The 24,662-nt window shown below is 66.9% G+C and carries 25 protein-coding genes; 9 read left to right on the top strand and 16 right to left on the bottom strand.

The genetic code is table 11. The features are described from left to right. Positions 1–11 precede the first annotated feature (11 nt). The 4 genes from VG502_RS20495 (at position 12) to VG502_RS20480 (ending at position 3,383) form a co-directional block, all read left to right on the top strand. The gene (locus tag VG502_RS20495; protein ID WP_325552110.1) at positions 12–557 is read left to right on the top strand and encodes a HutD/Ves family protein; all 546 of its coding nucleotides are present in this window, start codon (positions 12–14) and stop codon (positions 555–557) included. 128 nt (positions 558–685) lie between these two features. Then, positions 686–1,354, top strand: coding sequence for a VC0807 family protein (locus tag VG502_RS20490; protein ID WP_325552109.1), 669 nt, complete (start codon positions 686–688; stop codon positions 1,352–1,354). A 128-nt stretch (positions 1,355–1,482) separates the two neighbouring features. Next, positions 1,483–2,091, top strand: coding sequence for a dihydrofolate reductase family protein (locus VG502_RS20485; RefSeq protein ID WP_325552108.1), 609 nt, complete (start codon positions 1,483–1,485; stop codon positions 2,089–2,091). A gap of 86 nt (positions 2,092–2,177) precedes the next feature. Then, positions 2,178–3,383 (top strand): ATP-binding protein, encoded by a 1,206-nt coding sequence (locus VG502_RS20480; RefSeq protein WP_325552107.1) that lies wholly within the window; start codon positions 2,178–2,180, stop codon positions 3,381–3,383. A gap of 235 nt (positions 3,384–3,618) precedes the next feature. Here VG502_RS20480 and VG502_RS20475 read toward each other — a convergent pair whose 3' ends face one another. From VG502_RS20475 to VG502_RS20450, 6 genes are all read right to left on the bottom strand, one after another. Then, the gene (locus VG502_RS20475) at positions 3,619–4,620 is read right to left on the bottom strand and encodes a hypothetical protein (RefSeq protein WP_325552106.1); all 1,002 of its coding nucleotides are present in this window, start codon (positions 4,618–4,620) and stop codon (positions 3,619–3,621) included. A 224-nt stretch (positions 4,621–4,844) separates the two neighbouring features. Further along, on the bottom strand, positions 4,845–5,543 hold the full coding sequence (locus tag VG502_RS20470) for an adenylate/guanylate cyclase domain-containing protein (RefSeq protein WP_325552105.1): 699 nt from the start codon (positions 5,541–5,543) through the stop codon (positions 4,845–4,847). A gap of 114 nt (positions 5,544–5,657) precedes the next feature. Further along, on the bottom strand, positions 5,658–6,389 hold the full coding sequence (locus VG502_RS20465) for an adenylate/guanylate cyclase domain-containing protein (RefSeq protein WP_325552104.1): 732 nt from the start codon (positions 6,387–6,389) through the stop codon (positions 5,658–5,660). Positions 6,390–6,393: 4 nt separating this feature from the next. Next, positions 6,394–7,020, bottom strand: a complete 627-nt coding sequence (locus VG502_RS20460) for a Pycsar system effector family protein (RefSeq protein WP_325552102.1) — start codon at positions 7,018–7,020, stop codon at positions 6,394–6,396. Positions 7,021–7,453: 433 nt separating this feature from the next. Then, entirely contained in the window at positions 7,454–8,155 is a 702-nt protein-coding gene (locus VG502_RS20455) for a hypothetical protein (protein WP_325552101.1), read from the bottom strand. A gap of 37 nt (positions 8,156–8,192) precedes the next feature. Then, positions 8,193–9,695 carry an MFS transporter gene (locus VG502_RS20450; protein ID WP_325552100.1) on the bottom strand — a complete coding sequence of 501 codons (1,503 nt, stop codon included), beginning with the start codon at positions 9,693–9,695 and terminating at the stop codon, positions 8,193–8,195. Between the two features lie 308 nt (positions 9,696–10,003). Between VG502_RS20450 and VG502_RS20445 the strand changes: the two genes are divergently transcribed. Together VG502_RS20445 and VG502_RS20440 are read left to right on the top strand one after the other, a co-directional pair. Next, positions 10,004–11,008, top strand: a complete 1,005-nt coding sequence (locus tag VG502_RS20445) for a sigma-70 family RNA polymerase sigma factor (RefSeq protein ID WP_325552099.1) — start codon at positions 10,004–10,006, stop codon at positions 11,006–11,008. Beyond that, complete coding sequence (locus VG502_RS20440; RefSeq protein WP_325552097.1) at positions 11,005–11,607, top strand: TIGR03086 family metal-binding protein; 603 nt, start codon at positions 11,005–11,007, stop codon at positions 11,605–11,607. Before VG502_RS20445 ends, VG502_RS20440 begins: the two co-directional genes overlap by 4 nt. A gap of 12 nt (positions 11,608–11,619) precedes the next feature. On the opposite strand, the gene VG502_RS20435 is transcribed toward VG502_RS20440, so the two are convergent. Continuing rightward, positions 11,620–12,378 (bottom strand): hypothetical protein, encoded by a 759-nt coding sequence (locus VG502_RS20435; RefSeq protein ID WP_325552096.1) that lies wholly within the window; start codon positions 12,376–12,378, stop codon positions 11,620–11,622. A gap of 186 nt (positions 12,379–12,564) precedes the next feature. On the opposite strand from VG502_RS20435, the gene VG502_RS20430 reads away from it, so the two are divergent. Continuing rightward, on the top strand, positions 12,565–14,991 hold the full coding sequence (locus VG502_RS20430; protein ID WP_325552095.1) for a LuxR C-terminal-related transcriptional regulator: 2,427 nt from the start codon (positions 12,565–12,567) through the stop codon (positions 14,989–14,991). Positions 14,992–15,024: 33 nt separating this feature from the next. Here VG502_RS20430 and VG502_RS20425 read toward each other — a convergent pair whose 3' ends face one another. Both VG502_RS20425 and VG502_RS20420 read right to left on the bottom strand, forming a co-directional pair. After that, the gene (locus VG502_RS20425) at positions 15,025–15,873 is read right to left on the bottom strand and encodes a phytanoyl-CoA dioxygenase family protein (protein WP_325552093.1); all 849 of its coding nucleotides are present in this window, start codon (positions 15,871–15,873) and stop codon (positions 15,025–15,027) included. An 82-nt stretch (positions 15,874–15,955) separates the two neighbouring features. Next, a complete protein-coding gene (locus VG502_RS20420) occupies positions 15,956–16,681 on the bottom strand; it encodes an SDR family NAD(P)-dependent oxidoreductase (protein ID WP_325552092.1) in 726 nt (241 codons plus the stop codon). A gap of 95 nt (positions 16,682–16,776) precedes the next feature. Here VG502_RS20420 and VG502_RS20415 point away from each other — a divergent pair, with 95 nt between their 5' ends. Beyond that, complete coding sequence (locus VG502_RS20415) at positions 16,777–17,382, top strand: TetR/AcrR family transcriptional regulator (protein ID WP_325552091.1); 606 nt, start codon at positions 16,777–16,779, stop codon at positions 17,380–17,382. A gap of 1 nt (position 17,383) precedes the next feature. On the opposite strand, the gene VG502_RS20410 is transcribed toward VG502_RS20415, so the two are convergent. The 3 genes from VG502_RS20410 to VG502_RS20400 all read right to left on the bottom strand — a co-directional run bounded on the left by VG502_RS20410 (position 17,384) and on the right by VG502_RS20400 (position 19,552). Further along, positions 17,384–18,049, bottom strand: coding sequence for a hemerythrin domain-containing protein (locus VG502_RS20410; protein ID WP_325552090.1), 666 nt, complete (start codon positions 18,047–18,049; stop codon positions 17,384–17,386). Beyond that, positions 18,046–18,915, bottom strand: a complete 870-nt coding sequence (locus VG502_RS20405; protein ID WP_325552088.1) for an NAD(P)H-binding protein — start codon at positions 18,913–18,915, stop codon at positions 18,046–18,048. The genes VG502_RS20410 and VG502_RS20405 overlap by 4 nt, the downstream gene beginning before the upstream one ends. A gap of 160 nt (positions 18,916–19,075) precedes the next feature. Next, complete coding sequence (locus VG502_RS20400; protein WP_325552086.1) at positions 19,076–19,552, bottom strand: MarR family winged helix-turn-helix transcriptional regulator; 477 nt, start codon at positions 19,550–19,552, stop codon at positions 19,076–19,078. A 165-nt stretch (positions 19,553–19,717) separates the two neighbouring features. On the opposite strand from VG502_RS20400, the gene VG502_RS20395 reads away from it, so the two are divergent. Further along, positions 19,718–20,512, top strand: coding sequence for an SDR family NAD(P)-dependent oxidoreductase (locus VG502_RS20395; protein ID WP_325552084.1), 795 nt, complete (start codon positions 19,718–19,720; stop codon positions 20,510–20,512). Between the two features lie 47 nt (positions 20,513–20,559). Here the strand turns inward: VG502_RS20395 and VG502_RS20390 are convergent, their stop codons facing one another. From VG502_RS20390 to VG502_RS20375, 4 genes are read right to left on the bottom strand one after another with little or no spacing between them, the layout of a single operon-like run. Continuing rightward, a complete protein-coding gene (locus VG502_RS20390) occupies positions 20,560–20,856 on the bottom strand; it encodes a putative quinol monooxygenase (RefSeq protein ID WP_325552082.1) in 297 nt (98 codons plus the stop codon). Further along, positions 20,849–21,427 carry a glycerol-3-phosphate responsive antiterminator gene (locus VG502_RS20385; protein WP_325552081.1) on the bottom strand — a complete coding sequence of 193 codons (579 nt, stop codon included), beginning with the start codon at positions 21,425–21,427 and terminating at the stop codon, positions 20,849–20,851. The genes VG502_RS20390 and VG502_RS20385 overlap by 8 nt, the downstream gene beginning before the upstream one ends. 20 nt (positions 21,428–21,447) lie before the next feature. Next, positions 21,448–22,968 carry an FAD-binding oxidoreductase gene (locus tag VG502_RS20380; RefSeq protein WP_325552080.1) on the bottom strand — a complete coding sequence of 507 codons (1,521 nt, stop codon included), beginning with the start codon at positions 22,966–22,968 and terminating at the stop codon, positions 21,448–21,450. After that, a complete protein-coding gene (locus VG502_RS20375; RefSeq protein ID WP_325552079.1) occupies positions 22,968–24,656 on the bottom strand; it encodes a glycerol-3-phosphate dehydrogenase/oxidase in 1,689 nt (562 codons plus the stop codon). Before VG502_RS20375 ends, VG502_RS20380 begins: the two co-directional genes overlap by 1 nt. Between the last annotated feature and the right edge of the window lie 6 nt (positions 24,657–24,662).

Genomic DNA, 24,662 nt, shown 5'->3' with positions numbered 1-24,662 from the left:
GGAAGGCCCGCATGCCACGCGCGGTCACCCGCTTCGCAGACGCGACGACCATGCCCTGGCTGGGTGGAGGTGGCATTACCCACGAGCTGGCGCGTCACCCGGCCGACGGTGACTTCGCCTGGCGCCTGAGCGTCGCGGAGGTGCAGCAGGACGGCGCGTTCTCCCGCCTCGACGGTGTCGATCGGGTCATCGTGCTGTGCTCGCCCGGCCGGATGACGCTGCACACCCCCGATCCGGTGGAGTTGCAACGGTTTTCGCCATACGCCTTCGACGGCGGGAGTGAAGTCAGCTGCACCGTCCCCGACGGCCCGACGCGGGACTTCAACGTGATGACCCGGCAGGGAGCGTATGTCGCGGACGTCGCGACCGTCATCGGCGCCGACGCCCCGGTCGACGTACCGACCGGCGGGCAGGTCTTCGTCTTCTGCATGGACGGCACGGTGACGTGCGGGACCGAGCTCGGCACGTTCGACCTGGCCGAACTCGACGAATCCACAACAGTCGACGCCACCCACGGCGCCGCGGCAATCGTCACCTTCGCACCTCCCGCGGGTTGAGTAGGCGGAGCAGCACTGCGGGTTGAGTAGGCGGAGCAGGACTGCGGGTTGAGTAGGTGGAGGAGCGAAGCGGGGGAGCCGTATCGAAACCAGCGGCTGGAGACCCGCGACGCACCTAGGGTGAACCAATGACGGAGACCGAGGCCGAAACGCCGGCCGGAGCCTACGGCGGACGCATCAAGCTCAGCGGACTGGTGGCGATGCTCGCGTGGGACGTGGGGCTGCCGCTCGCGGCGTACTACCTCGCCCGCGTTACGGGGCAGACCGCGTTCTGGTCGCTGATGGCCGCGACGATCGTCGCCGGCCTGCGGGTCGTGTGGGGAGCCTGGCGGCACAAGCGCATTGACGCGTTCTCGGCGTTCATGATGACGCTTTTCGCGCTCGGGATGGTGCTGTCCGCGGTCACAGGCGACGCGCGGTGGCTGCTGGTGAAGGGCTGCGTCGTCACGGCGATAGCGGGACTCGTCTTCCTCGGCAGCGCTGCCCTGAAGCGACCGCTGACCCTGACCGTGGGCAAGCGACTCGCCGCGAAGGATCCGGAGTCGCTGGCCGAGCTCGAGCAGGGCTGGCGCGAATCTGCTGAATTCCGAGCGGGTTTCATCCAGCTGGCGCTTCTCTGGGGCTTCGGCCTGGTGCTCGAGTCGATCCTGCGGCTGGTCATCATCTACACGACGTCGATCGATGTCTCGGTCGCCGCGTCTGCCGCCATACAGATCCTCGCGTATGCCGTGATGATCTGGATCACCATCCGCGAAGTCAAAGCCATGCGAGCCCTCGCCGAACAGTGGATTGAGTAGTCGGGGGAGCGTAGCGGAGGAGACGTATCGAAATCGCCGCCGCGCAAGCTGGTCGCGTCAGGCAAGCTGGTCGAGTAGCGGTGAGGGACGAGCCGCGCATCGAGACCCCGGGCCCGAGGGAGATCACCGTGAGCAGAGTCATCGCCAACCAGACCATCACCGCCGACGGCTACGCCGCCGGGATCAATCAGTCGGAGGAGCGTCCGTTCGGTGAGGACGGTGGCGACGGATGGGGCGACAGGCTGCACGCCTGGATGTTCGACCACGCGGAGGAGAACCGGGACGAGGTCGAGCAGCTGGGCGCTGCGCGCGTGCACATCATGGGCAGGAACATGTTCGGTCCTGTGCGCGGCGAATGGGACCGGGAGTGGAACGGCTGGTGGGGTGACGACCCGCCCTTCCACGGCCCGGTGTTCGTTCTCACCCATCACCCGCGCGACCCACAGCCGATGGCAGGCGGCACCACCTATCACTTCGTCACCGACGGAATCGAAGCGGCGCTCGTCCGGGCTCGCGAGGCGGCAGGGGACGGCGACATCTCGATCCAGGGCGGTGCGGACACCATCAACCAGTACTTGGCAGCGGGACTGGTCGATGAGCTGCGACTGCACATCGTCCCCTTCACCCTTGGTGGCGGCGCCCGCCTGTTCGACGGCGTGCAGCCGCTGAAGCTTGAGCAGGTCTACGCGCGTACCGCGAGCTCGGTCATCCACGTGACCTACCGAGTGCTGCGCTGATCGGCAGTGTTCGGGTTCGAGCCTGCTCGATGCGACACGCTAACGATGTATCACCCAAACCCTAGATTTCCCCATACAGTCCTCGCGTGGACCCGATACGCAACCCCTACGCGCCCGGTGCCGGGCAACGCCCGCCCGAGCTGGCCGGCCGCGACGACGAGCTGCGCACCTTCGACGTGGTGCTCGAGCGCATCGCCCGGGGCCGCCCGGAGCGCTCGGTCGTCCTCACCGGACTGCGCGGGGTCGGCAAGACCGTCCTGCTGAATGCGTTGCGGTCAGCGGCTGTTCGCGCGAAGTGGGGCACGGGGAAGCTCGAAGCACGACCCGACCAGCGCCTGCGCCGGCCGCTCTCGTCGGCGCTGCACCAGGCAGTCCGGGAGCTCGGCCATTCACAGCAGGACGACGTCGACCAGGTGCTCGGCGTCATCAAGTCCTTCGCGCAGCGGGACACGCCACCGAACGCGAAGCTGCGCGACCGCTGGAACCCGGGCATCGACGCACCCGCCGTCCCGGGCCGTGCCGACTCGGGCGACATCGAGATCGACCTGGTCGAATTGCTTTCCGACGCAGGCGGATTGGCCGCCGACATGGGCCGCGGCATCGCTATCTTCATCGACGAGATGCAGGACCTCGACCCCGAGGACGTGTCCGCGCTGTGCGCGGCCTGCCACGAGATCAGCCAGGCATCGCTGCCGATCATCGTCGTCGGTGCCGGCCTGCCGCACCTGCCGGCGGTGCTCTCGGCGTCGAAGTCCTACAGCGAGAGGCTCTTTCGCTACGCCCGCATCGACCGCCTCCCGCGCGAAGCCGCCGACAAGGCGCTCCAGTCGCCCGCTCAGGAGGAGGACGCCGAGTTCGACGACGCCGCCCTCGAGGCGATGTATGCCGCGACCGGCGGCTACCCCTACTTCATCCAGGCCTACGGCAAGGTCGCGTGGGACGTCGCGCCGGGCTCGCCCGTCGGCGCTGCCGACATAGCAGTGTCCGCGCCAGCCGCGGAGGCCGAGTTGGCCGTCGGGTTCTTCGGATCGCGTTACGAGAGAGCGACTCCCGGCGAACGTGAGTACCTGCGAGCCATGGCCGACGCGGCGAGCGACATACCCGACGACGAACGTGACGACGTCGAGTCAGTGCCCACCTCCGCCGTCGCCACCGTCCTGGGCCGCAAGCCGCAGTCCCTCTCACCGGCCCGCGACGCACTGCTGAAGAAGGGCCTCATCTACTCCGGCGAACGCGGCCGCATCGCGTTCACCGTCCCGCACTTCGGCAGGTATCTGCGTAGCGTCAGTTGATCGATCCCCGCCACATTCGCTGCTGCGTGTCACTCGCGGCGGTGTGACGCGCGGGTCGGCGAGTTGCCCGGTTCGCCGCAGCTCCCGGCTGGCCGCAGCCTTCGCCCCGGCTCCAACTGGGTCGCTCAGACTTGCCGGCGACGGGTGAAGTCGTGTGGCCGTCGACAGCCGTCTATTTGCGGATACCAAGTCTGGTGTCGGGACACCGCTGCGGCGTTCTGAGCAGGGAGCCGAATCAAGGGGTCGCGGCGTTGACGAGGATGTCGGTGAGGTCGGCGACGTCGTTGATAAGGACGGTGCCGTAGCGCTCGCCGACCTTGCCCTGCCGGAGGCGATGAGCCCACTGCTTCTCGGTCACGACGATGTCGCAGTACACCGCGGCGACCGGGAGAGCGACAATGTCGATGAAGTCGTTCAACTCCCACGGCTGTTGGCTCTGGCGGTGTTTCGCGGACCGCATCACGTTGGTGACATACCGCGTCGGAAGGTCGTCGATGAACCGGACGAGCCCTCGCTCGCCGAGGGTCGTTGCGAACTGCTCGAACGTCGTGCCGATGCGCTCAAGCGCCTCGGTAAGCGGAGGCTTGATGTCGCCGAGATCGGCGCCCCGGACCGCCAGGTCGACGAGGTCGCCGGTGAGACCCTTCTTCGCGATCTCGCCGGCAAGGATGTTCTCGAACTCGACGAAGCGCTTCGCGTGGTCGGAGTTCGCGAAATCGAATCCGGACTCGGCGAGGTCCTGCGGACCGGCGCGATGTAGCGCCTCCTCCATTGTCGAGTACAACGACTCCTCAAGCTGTGCGCGCATCGCCGGAGACATGGACGCGCCACCGTCGGGAAGCGTCGACAAGTCGAGCCCGGGCCAGTCCATACGCTTCCCGGCGATGTGCCGCATGCCCAATCCGAACACTTGCTGCTGCCGTGGGTGAGTTGGCCTTCCAAACCGCCGCAGCAGTGCCTCGTCGAGCTCTTGGTCGAGCAGTCCGAACGGGAGCGCCATGGTCTGGCCCCGGGAGAGTTCGCGCATGATGTCAACGACGTCGTTCCGGGAACGGTTGTCGCCGCGCTTACTGGTCTCCCAGTACCTGTACATGTCGAGCGGGAAGCACACTGCGCCCGATTCCACTGCTGCACTCGCCATGGTGAGCGCGTCGGCGAACCGGGCACCATGGGGCTTTCCTGTCGCCGCGCGGGCAAGGTCGACCCACTTGTTCTGGTCGAGGTAGATGTGCAGCACGAAGACATGCTCCCCGCCGCGACCTGCGAGATCAAGCGGTTTCAGAAGGGCTGGTAACGCCGTCGAGGACCCATGTGGCTGGACTAATGGGCGCTTGCGGCGGTAAGACGCATCCGCCCGTTGGCAGATCCGGAAGTTTGCCTGCATCTACCTTCCGAGACCACGTCGCGAGCGCGGCCGTCGAACTAGGACTTCGCTCCCGCCTGCTGCGATTCGTCCAAGCCTCAGATCTTCCAGTGCCAGGTCGATCCGTAGAGCTGGTAGCCAAGATCGGAGGTGCCGAGGTCGGTCCACATGTTCTTCTTCGATTCTGCGCCCCCATACTTTGCCCAGTCCTTAAGCATGCTGTACACGTCGGCCGAGATGTAGGTCGGGAATCTCGGGTCGAGCGCTGCCATCTTTGCTGCGTGGTTCGACGCGTTTCCGACCCACACAAGATCGTTGCTCCCCCGAATCCCAGTGCGGACAATGAAGAGCTTCGAGGTATCCACCCCGACTCGCTGCTTCAACTCGTATGTGGTCCTGGGGAACTTCTTCTTGTAGTGAGGCATCACGAGGTTGTCGGCGGTCCAATGGATTTGAAGGCCCGTCTTTGCGGCGCTGGAGTTCTTCGTGCCACCGATGAAAACGGCCATTACCCGGTCGCCATCGTACGCGGTAATCACGCCGCCGTTGGAGCGGATGATCTTCGCCGCGCAGTACAGGTACGACTTGTAGATGCTGGCTGCCACCCAGTCGTGTTTCTCCTCGACCACCTTGGTGGAACCTGCGAGGTCTGCGTAGAGGACAGTTGCGTCAAGCTCCACTGCCTCATTCTTCAGCGGGAGATCATCGGTCTCGGGAACCTTCTGGCCGCTTCTCCTCGTCCAAGTTTCCGTGAAGACGTTGTTGACGTACGTTTCTAACTCGTCCTTCAGTGCCATGCCGCCTATTCCTTACGTACTGCCAGAGAGGGTGGTGTGGCGGCAACTCCAGCTTGCAGTGGGCATCAATTCCCTATGCAGGATGGACAGCTTGCAGCAGTCCGCCAACGGACATCACGTGCAGTTCTGCTGATACCAGTCCTCCATCGCCACGTTTACGACGTTGGCCGTGTAGCAGTCGCTCTGCCAGTCCTTAGTGACAAGAGTCGCGTCATCGTCAGTTAGGTTCTCGGCGAAGAGATTTCCAAGGTAGATCGGCTCGGCATACCAGCCACTGGTGTTCCCCTTAGATGCCAACTTGGCTGCATGGTTGACGACGTCGCCCATATAGATGACGTCACTGAGACCGCTGCCGTTATAGCCTGCCTTGATCATTAGCGCACGACCGTAGGAGGCGCCGATTCCTATGCTGATCCCGTCGTCGTAGGCAGCCTTCTTCAGTTTGTAGTCGAGGACTTTAATCATGGATCTGAGTTGAGCGATTTTGTCGAAAACTCGCCCAATGTCTGCCTTGTACGGCGTGTTAAAGACGGCCCATACGCAGTCGCCCACGATGTTGATCTCGCGAGCTTTCTGGTGTGAGTTAAGGATGGCGACTGCCTCGGAGATGAACGCGCGGTACAACTTTGCAAGCGCGGGACGCTTGTATTTTGATGGAAGTCCAGAGGAGTCCCGGATGTCGATGAAGACCGCGCTGCACATGGCGTAGAAGCCGTTGGCGTATGTCAACCGGTCTCGGTCCGGGAGTTCGGAAACCTCTTCATAGTTTCCGCTCGACGCGGCCAGATAGCCATCGATTCGGGCGAAACTCGCAGTGAGGTCGAACGCCTTGTGGTTACTGTCCACCGAATCACCACCCCACGACGCGTACGTATCCGAGCACGGCCAGCAGCGACCAGCTAGCCACGAGGCGAACAATGGCCCGGTTGGCCCAAGTGAACTTCCGATCGGCCACAGAAGCGTTTGCCCAAACCTGCTGGCCGACATGCTCTGTCATGCCCGCTGGGTCCGCTGTCAGTGCGGCAAAGACCTCGCGGTACTCGGGCCCCTTGTCTCCGTACACCTTGGTGATCGAAGAGTAGAACAGCAGGTTCACGACGTCTTCCGGGGCGTCGGTAGGGTCCAGTGGCTCCGTTGACTTGGAGCCAGCCTTGGCTCGTAGCCAGTTGAGGCCGGCTGCGGCATGATCGATGAACGCGTCCTTCTCGGACCCCGCCGTTCGCCGCGGAAGCAGCCCCATCGCGCATGCCCACCCGGCTGTCAGGAGAACCAGTGCGTCCAAGTATCCAACGATGACGGCAAGCCAGGAAGGATCACTCCAGTCTCTCCAGATCGTGAAGAGAACTCCGGCGGAGACGCCCGTCGCCGCGAGGGTCGCAGCCACTTTCGTTTCGGCGTGTCGGATCCAGTCGTTGACCAGCGACAGCGCCTTCCATGCTTGGTCCGGTTCGGGAGTGGGCTTGCCATCTGTTTCCATGCTGGACCTTTCGTCGCTCGCACCTTCCGCCTCATCATCTCGGAACGCTCCGACAATTTCGGTGATTCCGCGGCGACGGTCGAACCGAGACGGCGGAGTTACACAATTGTCGTTCGCTGCGCTGGCCGCCATGGCGGAACTGCGCTGTTCCGGCACCAATTGACGCAGGTACGGATGACTTCAGTTGGTCTGGGTGGCTGGAGCGCGCTTCGACCGGCCTCGTTGATCTGGAACAGCGTCAAACTGGGCGGTGTGACGTGGGGGTGCCGGGGTTTGTCACGAGGACGTGGGCGCGAACTGTCTTGAACGCGTACAGGATTCGCTCCGAGTCATTCCGGAGCGAAGCCGCAGCGGTGAAGGCTCCTCCGGACCGATTCACCGAGTTACAGGATGGATCCGTTCTTGAACTCGATCTGCGACGTGGGTATGCCGGTCAGGTCGCCGACGGAGCGGCGGGCAGTTTCAGCCGCGCGGCGGGGCCTTCGCCCTGCTCGGAGAGCCCGACCTGCAGCGCTGTCGGCGCGTGCGACTCACCGGGCGCCGCCACGACGATGACGCACTGAGTCAAGATTCCGTTCTTGACCCTTGCGTGGGTCTCGTCCTCGGAGCTGGTGGGTCCTGGCTGGCAGTGGTCGTCGAGTTGGCTGTTGAACTCCAGCGTCCCGATTTTCGCGTCGTGTGCCTTGTTGACCGGGGTCTTCACCCCCGCCCCATCCGCGGTGACGGGGTCGCCCTTGATCGTCGCCGTCTGCAGGGCGACGTAGTACGGCACCGCGGTCTTCATCGATACGGTTCGATCCTTCGGGTCGCCCATCAGCTTGATGTCCTTGAGGCCACCGGACTTTCCCGCCACGACACCGGCGACGCGCACCAGGTAGGTGTGCGCCCCGAGCCCACTCTCGTCGCGCTCCACCCGCGCCCACCGGCCCGCCGGCACCAGCACCTTCGGCGAGTTGCTTGCCGACTTGATCTGCGCCTGCGTGACTTTGCCGACCTTCGCCGACGACGAGTGCGCCGAGCTCCCTCCCGAGGATGAGCAACCTGCGGCGAGCAGGGCGACCGCCGCCATACCTCCGACTGCCCGCACGATGTGAGTCGCCCGCGATCCCCTTGCTATGTCTGTTTGCTTCGACATGCGATCCATTATGTGCACGCCGCAGCCGCGCCCGGGTCTAGGCGGACGGCGCGGATTTGGCCGGATCACGGAGCAGCAGCAGCGCGATCACGATGCCGGTGATCACCAGGCCGGCCGCGATCATGAACCCGAGGTGGTAACCGGCAGTGAGCGCGGCCGCATCCGGTACGCCGCCGTGGCTCAGTGCGCGGGTGCGGGAGGTCGCTGCGGAGGAGAGGACGGCGAGGCCGACGGCGCCGCCGACCTGCATCGAGGTGTTGATCAGGCCCGACGCGACGCCGGCGTCCTGCGCGGACGAGCCGGACATCGCGTACATCATCACCGCCGGAGCACCGGCCGCGGCGCCCAGGCCGAGCACCAGCGCGGCGGGCAGGATGTCCGTCAGGTATGACGCCTCGACCGGCACCCGGGTCCACAGCGCCAGGCCGATCGTGATGGCGGTCATGCTGGCCAGCAGCATCGGGCGCGGGCCGAAGCGGGTGGTGAGCGGCTCGGCATACCGCACCGAGACCAGTGCCATCAGCGCGGTGAGCGGCAGGAATGCGATGCCGGTGTGCAGCGCGTCATACCCCTGAACCTGCTGCAGATACAGCACACCCAGGAAGAACAGGCCGAACATCCCTGCAACGATGAGGCATTGGATGAGATTCGCGCCAACAACGTTGCGGGAGCGGAAGATTCGCAGTGGCAGCAGCGGAGTCGTCGCCTTCGCCTGGCGCCATACGAACGCCGCCAGCAGGAGCGCGGTCACCGCCGCGCCGGTGAGAGTCGCGCCGTCGGTCCAACCGTGCTCGGCAGCAGGCTTCACGATCGTGTAGACACCGGCCATCAGGGCTGCAGTCACCAGGCCCGCGCCGAGCACGTCCAGCCCGGCGCCGAATCCGGTGCCCTGATCACGCGGCACGAACCGGACTGCTGCGAAAAGCGTGACGATGCCGATCGGCAGGTTCACCAGGAAGACCAGGTGCCAGCTGGTCAGCTGCGTCAGTGCGCCACCCGCGAGCAGTCCGATCGCTCCGCCGGCCGATGCCACGAACGCGAAAACCCCTATGGCGCGGGCCTGTTCGCGCGGCTCGGGGAACATCGTGAAGATCATCCCGAGGATCACCGCCGACGTCATCGCGCCGCCGACGCCCTGCAGGAAGCGGGCGGCCACCAGCATGCTGCTCGTCCAGGACAGGCCGCACAGCAGCGACGCGACCGTGAAGACCGAGATGCCGGTCAGAAAGACGGTACGGCGCGAGACCAGGTCACCCAGGCGGCCCGCGAGCAACAGCAGCCCGGCGAAGCTGATCAGGTAGGCGTTCACGACCCAGGCCAGGTCCCCTTGCGCGAATCCGAGGTCGTGCTGGATCGCCGGCAGCGCGACGTTCACCACCGTGCCGTCGAGGACGATCATCAGCATCCCGGTGCACAGCACGGTCAGGGCGATCCACCGTACGCGCGGCGATCGGGCCGTGGGCGGCTGGGCCGGCGGCTCCACCAGCACGGGCTCCGCGGGTGGTGTGGCCGGTTCGGCAACTTCGGCGACTGCAGGCATGACATCCGTCCTCTCGCGGGCCGGCAACCGCTGGTGGTCGCCGTTCACCAAAGACAGACCGGGCCCCTCACCGAAACTCATCCGGGCCCGAGCGATGAGTTTTGTCGCGCTCGCCGGTCAGTACCTCGTGAGCCGCGCCCGCCGCGGCGCGTCATACGAGAGGAATCGCTATGAGTACCCAGGTGGCGAGCGTGCTTGGCACCCGCGACGTCGGCCGGCTGCTCAGACGCCAAACGGATCGGCCGGCTGAGCGACGCGGCCACGAAAAAGATGGCCGGGCGATGATCACGGCTGCCAGACTCGAGAGCGTGAGTGGGACCGACACGTCGGCGACCGACGACTTCCCGGCGCAGACCGAGGCATATCGTCGCGAACTCTTCGCGCACTGCTACCGGATGATGGGGTCGACGCACGACGCCGAGGACCTGGTGCAGGAGACCTACCTGCGTGCGTGGCGGTCGTATGACGCCTTCGAGCACCGCTCATCCATGCGGACCTGGCTCTACCGCATCGCGACCAATGCGTGCCTCACCGCGCTCGACGGCCGAGCGCGTCGTCCGCTGCCGACCGGACTGGGAGCACCCAGCACCACGGCCGCCGAGCCCCTCGAGGAACGACTCGAAGTGCCGTGGCTAGAGCCGGTGCCGGACGCCCTCATCGACACCGACACCCGCGACCCGGCCGCCATCATCAGCGCACGGGAGAGCGTGCGGCTCGCCTTCGTCGCAGCGTTGCAGAACCTGCCGCCGCTGCAACGCGCGGTGCTCGTGCTGCGTGACGTGCTCGCGTGGAAGGCGGCCGAAGTGGCGACCGCACTCGACACCTCGGTCGCGAGCGTCAACAGTGCGCTGCAGCGCGCAAGGACCCAGATGGCGTCCGCGCGTGTGGCGGAGAGTTCCGTGGTCGTCGACCTGACCGCCGAGCAGCGCGAACTCCTGGAGCGATGGACGAAAGCGTTCTGGGAGAAGGATGTTGAGGCGCTGACCGCACTCTTCACCGCCGACGCCGTCTGGGAGATGCCGCCGTTCGCCGGTTGGTACCAGACGCCCGCCGTCATCGCCGAGCTGATCGGCACGGCATGCCCGGGGCAGCGCTACGACATGCCGATGATCCCGACCTCGGCCAACGGTCAGCCGGCGTTCGGGCTCTACCTGAAGGCCGCGGACGGATCCTTCGAGCCGTTCCAGCTGCAGGTGCTGCAACTCGAGGGCGCGGCGGTGCGGCATACGGCGGTGTTCTTCGACAGCAGCCTCTTCCCGATCTTCGGACTGCCGGACCGACTGCCCGCAGGCACCGGCGCGGAGCCGTCATGACCGCGGCCGCACCGACGCTGACCGCCGGGGTGGAGATGTTCGAACGGTCCGTCGCCTTCACACGCGGCGTGCTGGCCGGTCTGCCGTTCGGCGCGGACTTCGACCTGTCGGCGCCGACCCCGTGCCACCGGTGGACGGTCGGCGACCTGCTGGAGCACCTGGACGACTCGCTGCAGGCGCTCGAGGCCGCCGCGGCATACGGGCACGTCGACATGGTCCCTGCGGAGTATGACGACACCGTTGATCCCGGGCTCGGTCTCGGACTCGTGGACCGGGTGCGGCGCCGCACGAGCACCGCGCTCGGCGCGTGGGTCACCGACACCAACGAGCGGGTCACCGTCGCCGACGCCTCGTTGTGCTCGGCGACCCTCGTCGCGGTCGGCGCACTCGAAGTGGCCGTTCACGGCACCGACCTCGCCCGCGCCGCACACCTGGGGCTCGGGTTGCCGGACGACCTGGCGGACGAACTCCTAGCAGTGGCACCGCTGCTCGTGACCGGCGCGGACCGCGGCATACGCTTCGCACCCGCTGCCCCGACGTCGTATGCCGCCCGCCCGGCGCAGCGACTCCTCGCGTACACCGGGCGCCACTGCGGGTGAGACCGCTGAGGGTCAGACAGTGCAGCCGATCTGGTTCCGCACGTCGCGAGCGTCCTGGATCAGGTTGGTGGCGTTGCTGATTCGCGGTTTGAGGGCAGTGACTTGGTTGATGTATGCCGTGAGGGTTCCGCAGGCTTGTGCGGTGTCGTCGGCGTTGTAGAAGGCCTGCGCGTTGGAGGCCTTGTCGGCAAGGCTGGTGCCGGGCCCGGCGCCTCGGGATTCGTCGATCAGTGACTGGAAGCCCAGCGGCGTGAAGGTGGCCGCCTCGTCCACCAGGTAGGCGGAGGACGTCCATGTCGTGGCGAAAGTATCGCCGACGGCCGGCTGCGGGATCGCGGCGTAAGGGACCTGGGAGTCCGCACCGCCTGGAAGAATCCCCGCCCAGATGCTCACCACATAGACGCCGAGGACGTCGCCTTGTTGGACCGGGATGTTCACGGGGTAGTTGTGGAGTGCGCTGTCGCAGGGGTCGGTCTGGTTCCCCGTATGACCGATCACCGTGTATCCGGCGGAACTTGGTCGCAGCACCTGGAAGTCGAAAGTGCCGTTCACCGGGCAGGAACTGGATTCGAACTGGAAGTCCGTCACGAAGCCATCGGCAGGCATCGCCGCGGCGGAACTGACGAACTCGAGGTTGGCACGGAAACCGAGGTCAGTCGACGGTGGTCCGGTCTGTCCGATGGTGGTGCTGGTGCCGGCTGCGGATGCCGAGCCGGCCAGGACGAGTGGTAGTGCGCTTGCAATGAGTGCAGCGGCGATCTTGCGTCGCATGGGAGACCTCCGTGGAAGTGGTGGGACAGTGACGGGGCGCCACTCCTGCGACGCTAGGAGGGCGGTCCTGCGCGTGCATCGGGCATATGCCCCTCATACGTCTGCGGGGATCCGCGGATCAGCGGCGGTTCAGGTGGCGCACAGCTAAGCTCGTGAGATGTCCCACGGATCGGACAGGTCGCTCGCGTGACGGTCGAACCTGCCGCATCAGACCGGGCGTCGGACGCCGCGGTTGCGGCTCTGCCGGCGGGCGCACTTCTGGGCCGGGGACTCGAACTCGCAGCGATGCGACGGCTGCTCGAACCCGGCGGACCGGTGATCATCAATGTGACCGGTGCCCGGGGTGCAGGCAAGTCGACGTTGGTGTGGGCTGCCCTCGACGCGACGAGTGGCTTCGCCGACGTCCGGCGGCTGGAACTGACGGGCCAGTCGGTCACGAGCGCGCTGGCCGGTTTACGGCATCGGCTGTCCCGGATGCCCATTTCGGTGCGCCGGGGCGACGCGCAGGGTGAGGACCGAACCGTGCTCCACCTCGAGCGAGCCGACATGCTGACCCGGTCGGCCCGTGAACTGTTCGAGCTGGTCTCCGGGCGGGGCCGAATCGTCATCGTCCTGGAGTCGGTGCCCCGGATGCGCGCACCCGGGGTCGGCGTCGTGTATGTCGGACCGCTGAACGCGGCGGACGCCGAGGAGTTGTTCCGCCGGAGGGCCGGGTCGGTCGCCGCCGGGTTCGACCGCGACAAATCGAGCACGGCATACATCCGCCGGATCTGTGCCGTCGTGGACGCGAACCCGTTGGCGATCGAGCTGGCGGCGGTGCGACTGTCGATGATGTCGCTTGCCGCGCTGGCCACCGTTCTGGAGTCCCCCGAGCATTCCCTGGCGATCCTGTCGAGGCCGGCCACGGTCGTGACGGGACCGGCTCGGGGTGTGCGCGCGGACCTGGCCGAGGGGCACGAGGCAACATCGCCGGCTGCACAGCGGCTCCTCGATGTGTTGAGCGTCTTCGAGGGTTCGTTCGGGCTGGAGGCGGTCGAAGCTGTCAGCGCAGGAGTGCTCACGCATTGCTATGACTCCCTGGGTGAGTTGCTCGACCTGCGGCTGGTCGAGCTCGACTCGGCGTCCGGTGCAGGTAGGTACCGGCTCAGTCGCCTCGTGCGCGGGTTCGCTGCTGAGCGACTTGCGGCCTCGGGTGGGCGGCCGGCCGCGCAGGGCCGGCGAGCCACCTATTACTGCGAACTGGCCCGGCGTGCCTCGGCCGCATTCGACGACGTCGAGGAGGATGAGGCCGAGCGGATCCTGGGCGAGGACTTCGCGGAGGCGCTCGCCGCGCTGCGGTGGCTGCGCGGGGACGATCCACGACGCGCGCTTCGGCTTGCGGCCGACCTCGGGTGGGCGGCCGACCGGCGTGGGGGTAGCGCCGGGCTCATGGAGGTGCTGGTGGATCTGACCCGGGTCGAGCTCGCGGGCGATCAGAGGCCACGCCGGGACGCTCTGCTGTGGACGGCGGCGATCGGCAGCTGGTCGCCGTTGGCCGCCGACCGATCCGAACTCATTCGCGGTCAGCTCGCCGAAGGCGTCGAGCTGGCTCGCCGACTCGCCGAACCGTTACCTCTGCTCCGGGCCTTGCGGACCCAGTTCGTCACCACGATGGCCCTGGCAGACATCGGCAGCGCGATCGCGTCGTGCGCCGAGGGCATCCAGGTGGCGACCAGGATCGGGCACGTCCGCTGGTTGGGGCGCTTCGAAATCGCCTCGGGCGCAACGCAAGCCGTGATTCGCCAGTACGCCGAGGCGGCCCGGGTGGGGGCCTCGGGTCTGGCGCGCGCGATCCGGTCAGGGGACGAGGAGGGGATCGCACTGGGCTCGCTGTCGCTGCATGCGATGCCGCCCGAGTATGTCGAGAACCGGGCCGAGCTGCCGCCGCTCGAGGCGGTCCTCGAGATCTTCGGCAACCAGCGCGACGTCACCTACCAGGCGCACACGTTGGCCACCCTCGCCCAGGAAGCGATCGACGCGGGCGACCCGGTCGCCGCCGCCGAGTGGACCTTGCGGCGGCTGGGCACACTCGGGGAGGAGGACCTGCTGCACGGGCTGACCATCTGCGTCATGCTCGGAGTCCACATCACCCGCATGCACGGTGACCACGTGACGGGTGCTCACCTACACGGGTCGGTGGCCTCCTATGTCGAGCCACTGCTCACCATCATGGCGCCGGTCCATGCGCAGCTCTATCGCGCTGGCCTCGACATCTTGCGAAAAGCGTTGGGGGACAGCGAGTTCGACGCACAGGTAGCCCGCGGGCAGCTGCTGGACCGAGACCGGACACTCATCGAGGTCACCGGCTACCTGCGCCAGGTGGCCGACGCGGCGCCCGCTGCGGCGCAACCGTGTCCCCGGGCCGAACCGCACGGCGTGCTCACGGCCCGGGAGCTACAGGTTCTGTGTCTGCTCGGCAGGGGTCTGCGCAACAAGGAGATCGCGGCCGAGCTGCGGGTCACACCCAAGACCGTCATGCACCACACTGTCGCGATCTATCGCAAGCTCGGTGTGCGCGGACGACTGGAGGCGGTGACGGCCGCGACTCGTTGCGGCCTGCTTCCTGTCTCCTGATGCGCCTCGCAGTGAACCTACCGGGCACCGGTGCTATTCGGCCGCACCCATGACCAGGCCCTCGATGGTGTGCTTCTGGGTGATCGGCGTCAGGCGTTCGACGACCGGGCAGTGCAGGTGTTCGCGGACTCGCTCGGGCAACTCGGCCCAGTAGTCCGTCGTGACAGCCAAGCTGTGATGGTCGGCGTTGTTGGCTTCCGGCGAGTCGACGCCGAGGACCAGCACGGGCCGGGATTTCTCGGAATGGTTCGTCGTTCCGCGGTGAATCGTCAGTGCCGAGCGCGCCGAGATGTCGCCCCTGCGCGGGTAATTGCGGGTCGCGAGCGCTTCGTAGCGCGACCACGTCGACCGGTCCGGGAACATCTCGTGTGCGAAATCCTCGCCGGTCTCCCACTGCGTGCCGGGCGCGATCTCGAAAGGTCCCATGTCCTCCTCGGTGTCAACCAGAGTCACGTTGAACGCCAGGCTGGTGAGTCGTTTGTCGACCCGGGTCTCGACGGGCGACGGGAAGTCCCGATGCCAGGGCTGATCCACCGCGCCGGCGAACGGTATGTCGAAACCGACCTCGACGATGCTGTAGTCCGGCCCGAGGACCGCGGAACTCACCGCTCGCACCCACGGGTGGTCGACCAGACCCTGGAATCCCCGCAGCGCCTCGGGGTGGACCTCGACATACCAACGGTTCGGCCCACGGCCCACGGCTCCGTCCTCCCGCGCACGAGCCTCCTCGAACGCAGCCTCGACGTCGACGCGCAGCTCATCCACGAATTCGGTTGTGAAAGCACCCTTGCGACCGACGACACCGGCGGTGTGCAGCGCATCGACTGCTCCCGTCAGGTCGGTGTCAGTCACCTCGAAGTCCTTCGTCATGCCCCGGGTCATGCTCGGTCTCCTCTCGCGGTGGTCTGTTCGTGCCAGCTTCCTCCTACACTCCGCGCGACGTGGTCGGCCGTGGCAACGGGATTCAGACGGCGACGCGTCCGCCATCGGCCGGCAGGATCGCTCCGTAGATGAAGCTGGCGTCGTCCGAGGCGAGGAAGCAGACGGCAGCGGCGATCTCGTCGGGCTTGGCGCCCTGTCCGGCAGGCGTGCTGGAGGCGAGGACGTCGAACGTGTCGCCCATGGCCGCGCTCGCCGGGGTGCGCGTCGGGCCGGGAGCGACGGCGTTGACCCGGACGTGCGGGGCGTACTCCGCGGTCCACGACTTCGTCAGGGTCTCGAGCGCGGCCTTGGATGCGCCATACGCGGCCAGGCCGTTCATGCCGACCGCCGCGGCCATGGTGGAGATGTTGATGATCGAGCCGCCGCCCCTGGCCGCCATACGGGGAGCGATGGCTGCGGTGAGGAAGAACGGTGCCTTGACGTTGATGTCGAAGGTCGAGTCGAACGACTCCTCGGTGGTCTGCGCGGTCGGGCCGCCCGGGAAGATCCCCGCGTTGTTCACCAGCACGTCGACGTCGGCGGCGACCTCGGCGAGCCGTTGGACGTCCGCGAAGTCAGCAAGGTCGGCGGCGATGAATTTGGCTGTGCCGCCTGCGGATTCGATGTCCGCGACGACCTGGTCGCCGCGCTCCTGGTTGCGGCCGGTGATGATCACCGCGGCGCCGTCGCTCGCGAGGCGTTGCGCGACGGCTTGGCCGATGCCCGAGGTCGCGCCGGTGATGAGTGCTGTCTTGCCGTGCAGGGTCATGGGTTTCGTCCGATCAGTGAGGCTTCAAAAATGGATTGCGCGATCCACTTTACTCACAAATGGATCGCGCACTCCACTTTGGCTAGACTCCGTCCATGACCACCACGGCTCCGTGTCGACTCACGCGCAAGGGCAGGGAGACCCGTCAGCGGATCGTCACCGCGGCGGCGGACCTGATCTTCGAGCGGGGCGTCGCGCACACGACGACCGAGGACGTGCGGGCGGCCGCGGGAGTGTCGAGCTCGCAGCTCTACCACTACTTCGAGGACAAGCCGGCCCTGGTGCGGGCGGTCATCGAGCACCAGACCGACACGATCGTCGAGGGACAGCAGACCTTCGACCTGAGCACCCTGGACGGCCTGCGTGTATGGCGTGACTGGGTCGTGCAGCACCAGGTCGAGCTCAACTACACCGGTGGTTGCCCGATCGGGTCGCTCGGCAGCGAACTCGCCGAAACCGACTCGGACGGAAGGGATTTGGTCGCGGCCGGTTTCCAGCGATGGGCCACCACCATCCAAGGCGGGTTGCGTGAGATGTCCGCGCAGGGCCGACTCGCGGCGGACGCCGACCCCGACCGTCTCGCGCTCGCGTTGCTTGCGGCGCTGCAGGGGGGCCTGCTGCTGACTCAGGTCGAGCGCGACACCAAGGCCCTGGAAGCGAGCCTTGATGCCGTGATCGACCTCATCGAGCGCTCGGCCTGAGTCACGCCCCCGGCATACCGCCGGCCAGCGGGCCGCGGATCACCGCGGTGTCCCGACGGAACTGGCGGTGCCCGATCAGCTTGTAGATCAACCGAACTGGCGCCGGGATGACCTGCATGAAGGTCTTGCGCTCAGCGGGGTCGGACTCCTCGGTGATGTGACCGAGCATGACCAGTCGCCGCGTGATCGGGATCGCGGTCATGCCGTGCTTGCCGAGCGCGTTCCATTCCTGCTGCGTCACAGTGACCGACACGATGGGCAGGATCTTCTCCTCTTCCTCCGCCAGGTGCTCGATCAGCGACGGCATCGCGTCCTCGACGAGCTTCGCCATACGTTCGCCGGCGGCGGGGTCCGCGCTCGCGGTCCATGCGGGCAGCTCCGCGCCGACGGACGTGACGGCGTGGTCGACCAGCGCGTGCTGGGCGTCCATCCGGTCCATCAACTCGGGGTCGAGCGACGCGCGCTCGCGCAGCTTCGGGAAGAGCAACTCGTCCTCACCGGAATGATGCGTGTGCAGGAAGTCCAACATCTCGTACGCGTGCGCGCCGACGACCTTCGACCGTGCCCGATCATTGGCCGCACCGCGGAAAAGCGCTGGCAGTCGGCCGATCTCACGTCGTATGACGCGGTGGATCAACACCATCTCGTGGGTGTCGACGCCGGTCATCGCGCGTCCTGAGTGGCGGCGGCCTGCTGGAACGCCTCGTGCGCGGTGATCGCCGGACGGCCGATCAGCTTGACCAGGTCGTCGCTGGCGGTGAACAGCTCGCCACGGGCCAGGCCGGCATCCGCGTCGGCGACGGCGTCGGCCATCTCCGTGGGGAGCCCGGCGCCGGCCAGCACTCCCGCGTAGTCAGCCACCGGCATGTCCCGGTAGGTGATCTCGACGCCGAGGACGTCACTGATGGTGACCGCGAGCTCGGTCAGGGTGAACGGTGCGCCGCCGAGTTCGTATGTCGCACCGTCGTGTCCGTCCTGCGTCAGCACGACGGCGGCGGCCGCCGCGAGGTCCTGGCGGGCGGCTCCGCTGACTCGACCGTCCTGCCCACTGCCCATCAGGGTGCGGTACTGGCTGATGATCGGCAGCTGGTCGGTGTAGTTCTCGAGGTACCAGCCGTTGCGCAGGATGACGTATGCCGCGCCGCTCTCGCGCAGGTGATCCTCGGTGCGGCGGTGTGCGTCGGCCAGCGTCATCTGCGCGGTCGAGGCGTTGAGCATGCTGGTGTAGACGATGCGGGCGACGCCGGCGCGCTGGGCCGCGTCGATCGCGGTGCGAGCGTTGTCGAACCGGTCGCCGACCGTCGTCGTGGAGACGAGCAGCAGGGCATCGGCGCCGGCGAACGCGTCGTCGAGGGTGGCCGTGTCGGCGAAGTCCGCGCGGCGCACGGTGACGCCCTTGGCGGCGAGGTCGGCGAGCTTGTCGACCTCGCGGCCGGTCGCGACGATCTGCGCCGGGGGTGTGCCGGTGGCGAGCAGTTGATCGACGACGAGACGACCGAGATGACCGGATGCGCCGGTGATGACGATGGACATGGTGACTTCCTTCAGAAGAGGTGGGGCGTGGCGAACTCGTCAACGCTCCTGACCAAAATAGTAAATAAAACTGACCAATGTCAAAACGTCGTGCACTGCTGCCGATGCCGGCCGCTCGGGATGGGGGAAGAGGGGAAGTCGTGGCCCTGCTGCGGCGGACCTACCGGGCGTAGGGGTCGGTGATCTCGCGGAGCTGATCCAGGATCTGCTTCAGCAGCTCGAAGTTGCGCGTGCCCAGGTATGCCGACCACTCGGCGAGGATCTCCTGCGATGTCGCGCGAGCCAGGTCGGCGGCGCGGCGTCCGCGCTCCTCGATCACGATCAACCGGGCTCGCCCATCGCTGGGGTCCGGAATGCGGCGAACATAGCCCAAAGCCTCGAGTTGATCGACGAATACGCCCGCGCTCTGCTTGCTCATCTGCGCCTGTGCGGCGAGTTCGGTGAGCCGCGAACCGTCCGGGGCGATCCGCTGGAACACCCGAACTTGGGCCAGGGTCCAGTCGGCGAAGCCGGCCCCCTGCAGAGTGCGAAAGATCCGGTCCTCCATGTACCGGTACGGGATGAACAACCCCAACCCGAGATCTACGTGTTGCGCGTCGTCCGCGACGTCATCGGGTCCACCGGCCACTTCGTTCATGGGCCGCACCCTACGGCACTGCCGCGCCGGCAGGTGGCACCTCCGGCTGGTGTCGGCGGCGGCCTTCATTGGGAGTATGGTCAATTTTGCTGACTAAATGTCATTGCAAGGCGCGGGCGTCTCGAGGCCCCACCACGCAGCTCGACGACACGGAAAGAGACACACATGGGACACACGGCATCGACACAGGCACCCACACCGATCCTCGCGGGCAAGCGGGCGCTCATCACCGGCGGCAGCCGCGGCATCGGTGCCGCGGTCGCGCGACGGCTGGCCGCCCAAGGCGCCGCGGTTGCGGTGAACTACCGATCCGATCAGGAGACCGCCGAAGCACTGGTCGACGAGCTGACCGGCGAGGGGTTCACCGCGTCGGCCTTCCGCGGCGACGTCAGCGGCGCCGCGCCGGCATACGAGCTGGTGGACGCGGTGGTCGCGGAGTTCGGCGGGCTGGACATCCTGGTCAGCAACGCCGGGGTGGAGCACTTCGGAGCACTGGAGACCATCACCCAGGCCGACTTCGACCTGCTCTTCCGGACCAATGTCGCGGGGCAGCTCTTCGTCACCCAGGCCGCGGCGGCCGTCATGAGCGAGGGCGGCCGGATCGTGCTCAGCTCGTCGGTGAGTGCGCGGCTGGCGGTCCATCACCACGCCCTGTATGCCGCGAGCAAGGCCGCGATCCCGGCGCTGGTCCGCAACCTGGCCCCCGAGCTCGCCGAGCGCAACATCACCATCAACGCCATCGCGCCGGGTGCGACCGAGACACGGATGGCCGCGTACGCGCCGAACTACATCCACCCCGCGCTGGTCGACGTCCCGTTCGACGCGCTGCTGCGTTCCATGAGCGCGCTGGGCCGACTGGGTCAACCGGACGAAATCGCTTCTGTCGTAGCGTTTTTGGTCTCCCCGGACGCGTCCTTCGTCACCGGCGCCACCATCGGAGCCGACGGCGGCTGGAGCTGACGCTTCTCCGTGCTGACGTGCCCGGGCAGCCGACTCGTTGCGTGCCGTTAGCCCAGCGGGATCTCCTCGATCCAGCGCCGTGCCAGCAACGGGATGATCTGCCGCACCGCAAGATCCTGGAAGTGCTCGGTCTCCCGGTGCGCCGCGAAGTCCGCAGCGCGTTCGTACCGCTCGACGATCAGGATCTCGGCGGCGCCATCGGGGGAGAGGAAGTAGTCATATCCCCGGTTCCCCGGCTCCGCCCGGCTGGCCACCGCGAGTTCCTCCAACAGGGCCAGCACTGCGGCGTGCTGACCGGGCGCAGGGTGGTAGTGCGCCAGCACCAGATGCGATGCCTCAGTCACGGTTGCTGTCCTCCATCGGAACCCACAGGTCCTGTTGACTGGTCGATACGGCGACGGCGCCCAACTCCAACGCGTCGTCGACGTCTGCCCGGTCATGGACAAAACCACTGACGATGAAATTGGGCATCGCATCCAAGAACTCGCCGCGGAGCCGGGGGACCACCGGCCACGGCATCAGTTGCACGAGGTGCGGCCGACTCTGCGCGATCGAGGCGCGGATCCTGGGAAGGTTGGAGCGGTCGGTCGCAAAGACCTTCTGCAAGGTGAGCAGGCCACTGTTCGCCGCCTTGGCCACGATCGCGGCGTGCGTGGACACAATGCCCATCACCCCGACGGACCGCAGGTAGTTCAGCCCGTCGGGGTTGGCGCTCAGGCCCTTGACCGTGTCCACGTTCAGGATCGGGAAGCTGCCGGCTTCCTGCAGCTGCTGCACCACAGGGGCGACCTCCACCAGAGGCAGGTTGGCCACGAAGCAGAATGCGGTCGGCGCCTGCAGGAACGTGTCCAGGTCATGCGTCCCGAACAACGTGGCGATGACAGGTGCGGCGTGTAGCCGGTCGACCACAGACATGGCGGGCGGTTCCTTTCTGCTCAGAGTTCGAACTTCCCGGGGTTGAACAGACCATCAGGGTCCAGTGTCGCCTTGATGGCCGCGAGAACCTGGTGACCCTCGCCGAGTGCCCGGCCGACATACGGCGAACGCAGCAGACCGACACCGTGGTGGTGGCTGATGGCCGACCCCTTGGTGAGGAGGATTTCGTTGACCGACTGCCACACTTCGTCGTACCAGGCCTGGCGTTGCTCAAGATTCACCTCCCCGCGCAAGGAGAAGTACAAGCACGCTCCGTCCAAGTAGGCGTGGGACTGGTGCGCGGAACCCGCCAGCGTGCCATCGACGGAATTGATCGCCGCGACGACCTCGTCATACATCTGCGGCAGGTCCGCCCATCGGGCGGCCATCTCGAGCGTGTCGGCCACGAAGCCCTTCCCCTCGGTGGGGGTGAAGCCCTCGGCGGACTTGCCGGTCAGGTATCGCGTGTCGAGCCACTTCTCCAGAATGGCCGCCTGGTCCAGCGGCTGCGCTCCTTCGCAGACCTGCTCGGTCACGGTCATCACCGCGTCCACCAAGGGCTGGTCGCCTTCGTCGGCGATCAGTAGCACGTTGGTCTCCCCGTGACCGAACTGCACGCCCGATTCGAGGTTGTCGTACAGGCGCAGCACGGCCGGGCTCGCGCCGCGCTGCAGGATCTGCCGGCAGGCCTCGAGCCCTGCTGCGAAAGTGTCGAAGCCGAACGCCAGGGCGCGGGAGTATGACGGCAGGCGGTGCACCCGCAGCCGGACGCCGACGATGACGCCCAACAGACCTTCGGACCCGACGAAGACCTGGTTCAGGTCCGGGCCGGCCGCCGCACGCGGATTGCCTCCGGTGGTGATCAACGAGCCGTCGGGTAGCACCACGTCCAGGCCGACGACCATGTCCTCGATCTTTCCGTACCGCGTGGACAGCTGGCCGGCGCCGCGGCATGCGACCCAGCCGCCGACGGTGCTGATGCCGAAGGAGGACGGCCAGTGCCCGGTGGTGAATCCGCGCTCCTGCAGCCAGTGCTCGAAGATGTCACCGAAGACACCGGGTTCGGCGGACACGATCTGACTCGTCTCGTCCAGGTCCAGGATGCGGTCCAGGCCGCACACGTCCAGCACGACGCCACCGTGGACGGGCAGGGCCGCACCCGTCACGTTGGAGCGGGCCGCGGAGACCGTCAGCGGGATCTTGGCGCCACGGGTGATCCGCACGGCCTCCTGGATCTCCTCGACCGTGGCTGCCTTGGCGATGACCACGCCGTCGGTGCCGCCACGGCCGTCAGTTTCGGCGATCATCGTGCCGGCCCACCAGTCCCGCACACCGTCACGCACTTCCGAGGCTTCGGTGACGACGTCCAGTCCGGCGGCGCGCAGCTTCTCGACCACCTCGGCGGGCACGGGCACCGTGTTCTGGAATCGCTGACCGGTCGGGGTCGGCCCGCCCTCTCGGGCGAACTTCGGTTGCGTCGGTGCTCCGACGTTGTAGTCGCCTCGGTTGTAGCCCCGGCGGATGGCTTCCTTGCTGATCATCAGACGTATGCCTCCTGGTTGATGTCGGAGTTGAGCGCGGCCACTTCGGTGGCCACGGAATCGCTGTATTGGCGCACTTGTTCGGCGGCCTGCGCCTCGGATGCGGCCCCCTCGATGACCAGGATCCGGGCAATCTGGGCGGCTGCCTGCAGAGACGCGTCACGGGCGAACAACCTGGACCTGGTGCGACGCTCCAGGACGTCGGCGACCGTGCCGGCCATCTCGTGTCGGATGGCGTAGACCGCTTCTCCAGCGGTGTAGGGCAGTCCGGTGATGAGTGGTTCGGCCAGCCGCGGGTCCGACTCGATGATGTCGCTCACGAAATGTGCTTCGTTGCCGAAACGCTCGCCCAAGTGGGCTTCCAGGCCACCGGTGGCCGTGGTCGACTCCGCGTCATACCCGGCCGCGCCGAGCAGGTACTGCTTGGCCGTCTGCGAACGACCTCGCACATCCAGCACTCGCTGGACCGCGTCGATGGTTTGCGCGCCCATGTGACGAGCGGTCGTCAACTTGCCACCGACGACCGTGACGAGCCCGTCGCGGTCCACCCGGATCTCGTGGTTCCGTTTGGCATCAACGGTTTTCCCTCCGGGCGCCGCGATGAGCGGTCGGGTGCCCCCGATCGCGCCGACGACGTCGTCGGCGTCGAGGTCCGTGTTCAATGCGGTCCGTGTGCCGTCGATCAGGAAGTCGCGCTCCTCGGCGGTGCAATACACCGCGTCGAGGTCGCCGGTGTAATCGTCGTCGGTGGTGCCCAGCAACGCGTAGTCGCCCCAGCGGGTGATCGTCGCGCGCCGGGATCGTCCCGGCACCGGAATGGTGACCGTGCAGTCGTTGCGGATCTTCTGCCAGGGAACCGCGATGTGGACGCCCTTGGCCGGTCTGATCGGTGGCACGTCCGCGTCGGGCAGGGCGCCGTTCCAGTCGCGCAGCCAGGAACCTGTCGCCATCACGACGGACCGCGCGCGCACCGACAACGAGCGGTCGCCCAGGTCGACCTCGACACCGGCTACTCGGCCGTGGTTGCGGCGCAGTTCTGTGACGGTGGCGTGGTTTGCCACGACCGCGCCCAGGTGTGCCGCAGTGCGGGCGACGGTCAGTGTCAGGCGCGCGTCGTCGACGCGAGCATCGAAGTACATCAACCCGTACTTGAGCCGGTCCTGTTTGAAGGTGGGACAGTGCGCGAGCACTTCGGCAGCCGACAACTTCTGGTGCAGGATCCCTTCCCGCCAGCCCCCGGCGAGATCGTAGGTCCACAACAGGGCCTCGAAACCGGCCGCCAGCCGTGGGTCGAACACACCGTCCTGGCTCAGCACCGGGAAGAGGAATGGCAGGCGGTGGACCAGGTGGGATGCGTTGCGGCGCAAGCGCTGTCGTTCCAGCAACGAGTGCCGGACCAGTCCCAGGTTGCCCTGCTCGATGTACCGCAGGCCGCCGTGGACCATCTTCGAGGACTTCGACGAGGTGCCGGACGCGAAGTCGTCCTTCTCGATCAGGGCGACGTTCAGGCCGCGTCGGGCGGCATCCAGGGCGGCATAACTTCCGGTGATGCCGCCTCCGATGATGACGACGTCGAAGTGTTCGGACTCCAATCGCGACACCATGGTGGCGCGCGTGAAGTCCAACGGTTCGGTGCGAACCATCGCAGCGCGCTGCGGATTGATTGCGCGCGCGGGTAGGGACACCATCTCGGT

Source organism: Flexivirga sp. (genome assembly GCF_035551235.1).
Classification (GTDB): domain Bacteria; phylum Actinomycetota; class Actinomycetes; order Actinomycetales; family Dermatophilaceae; genus Flexivirga.
The sequence above is the reverse complement of the archived record's forward strand: the minus strand, read 5'-3'. Positions and strand labels throughout refer to the sequence as shown.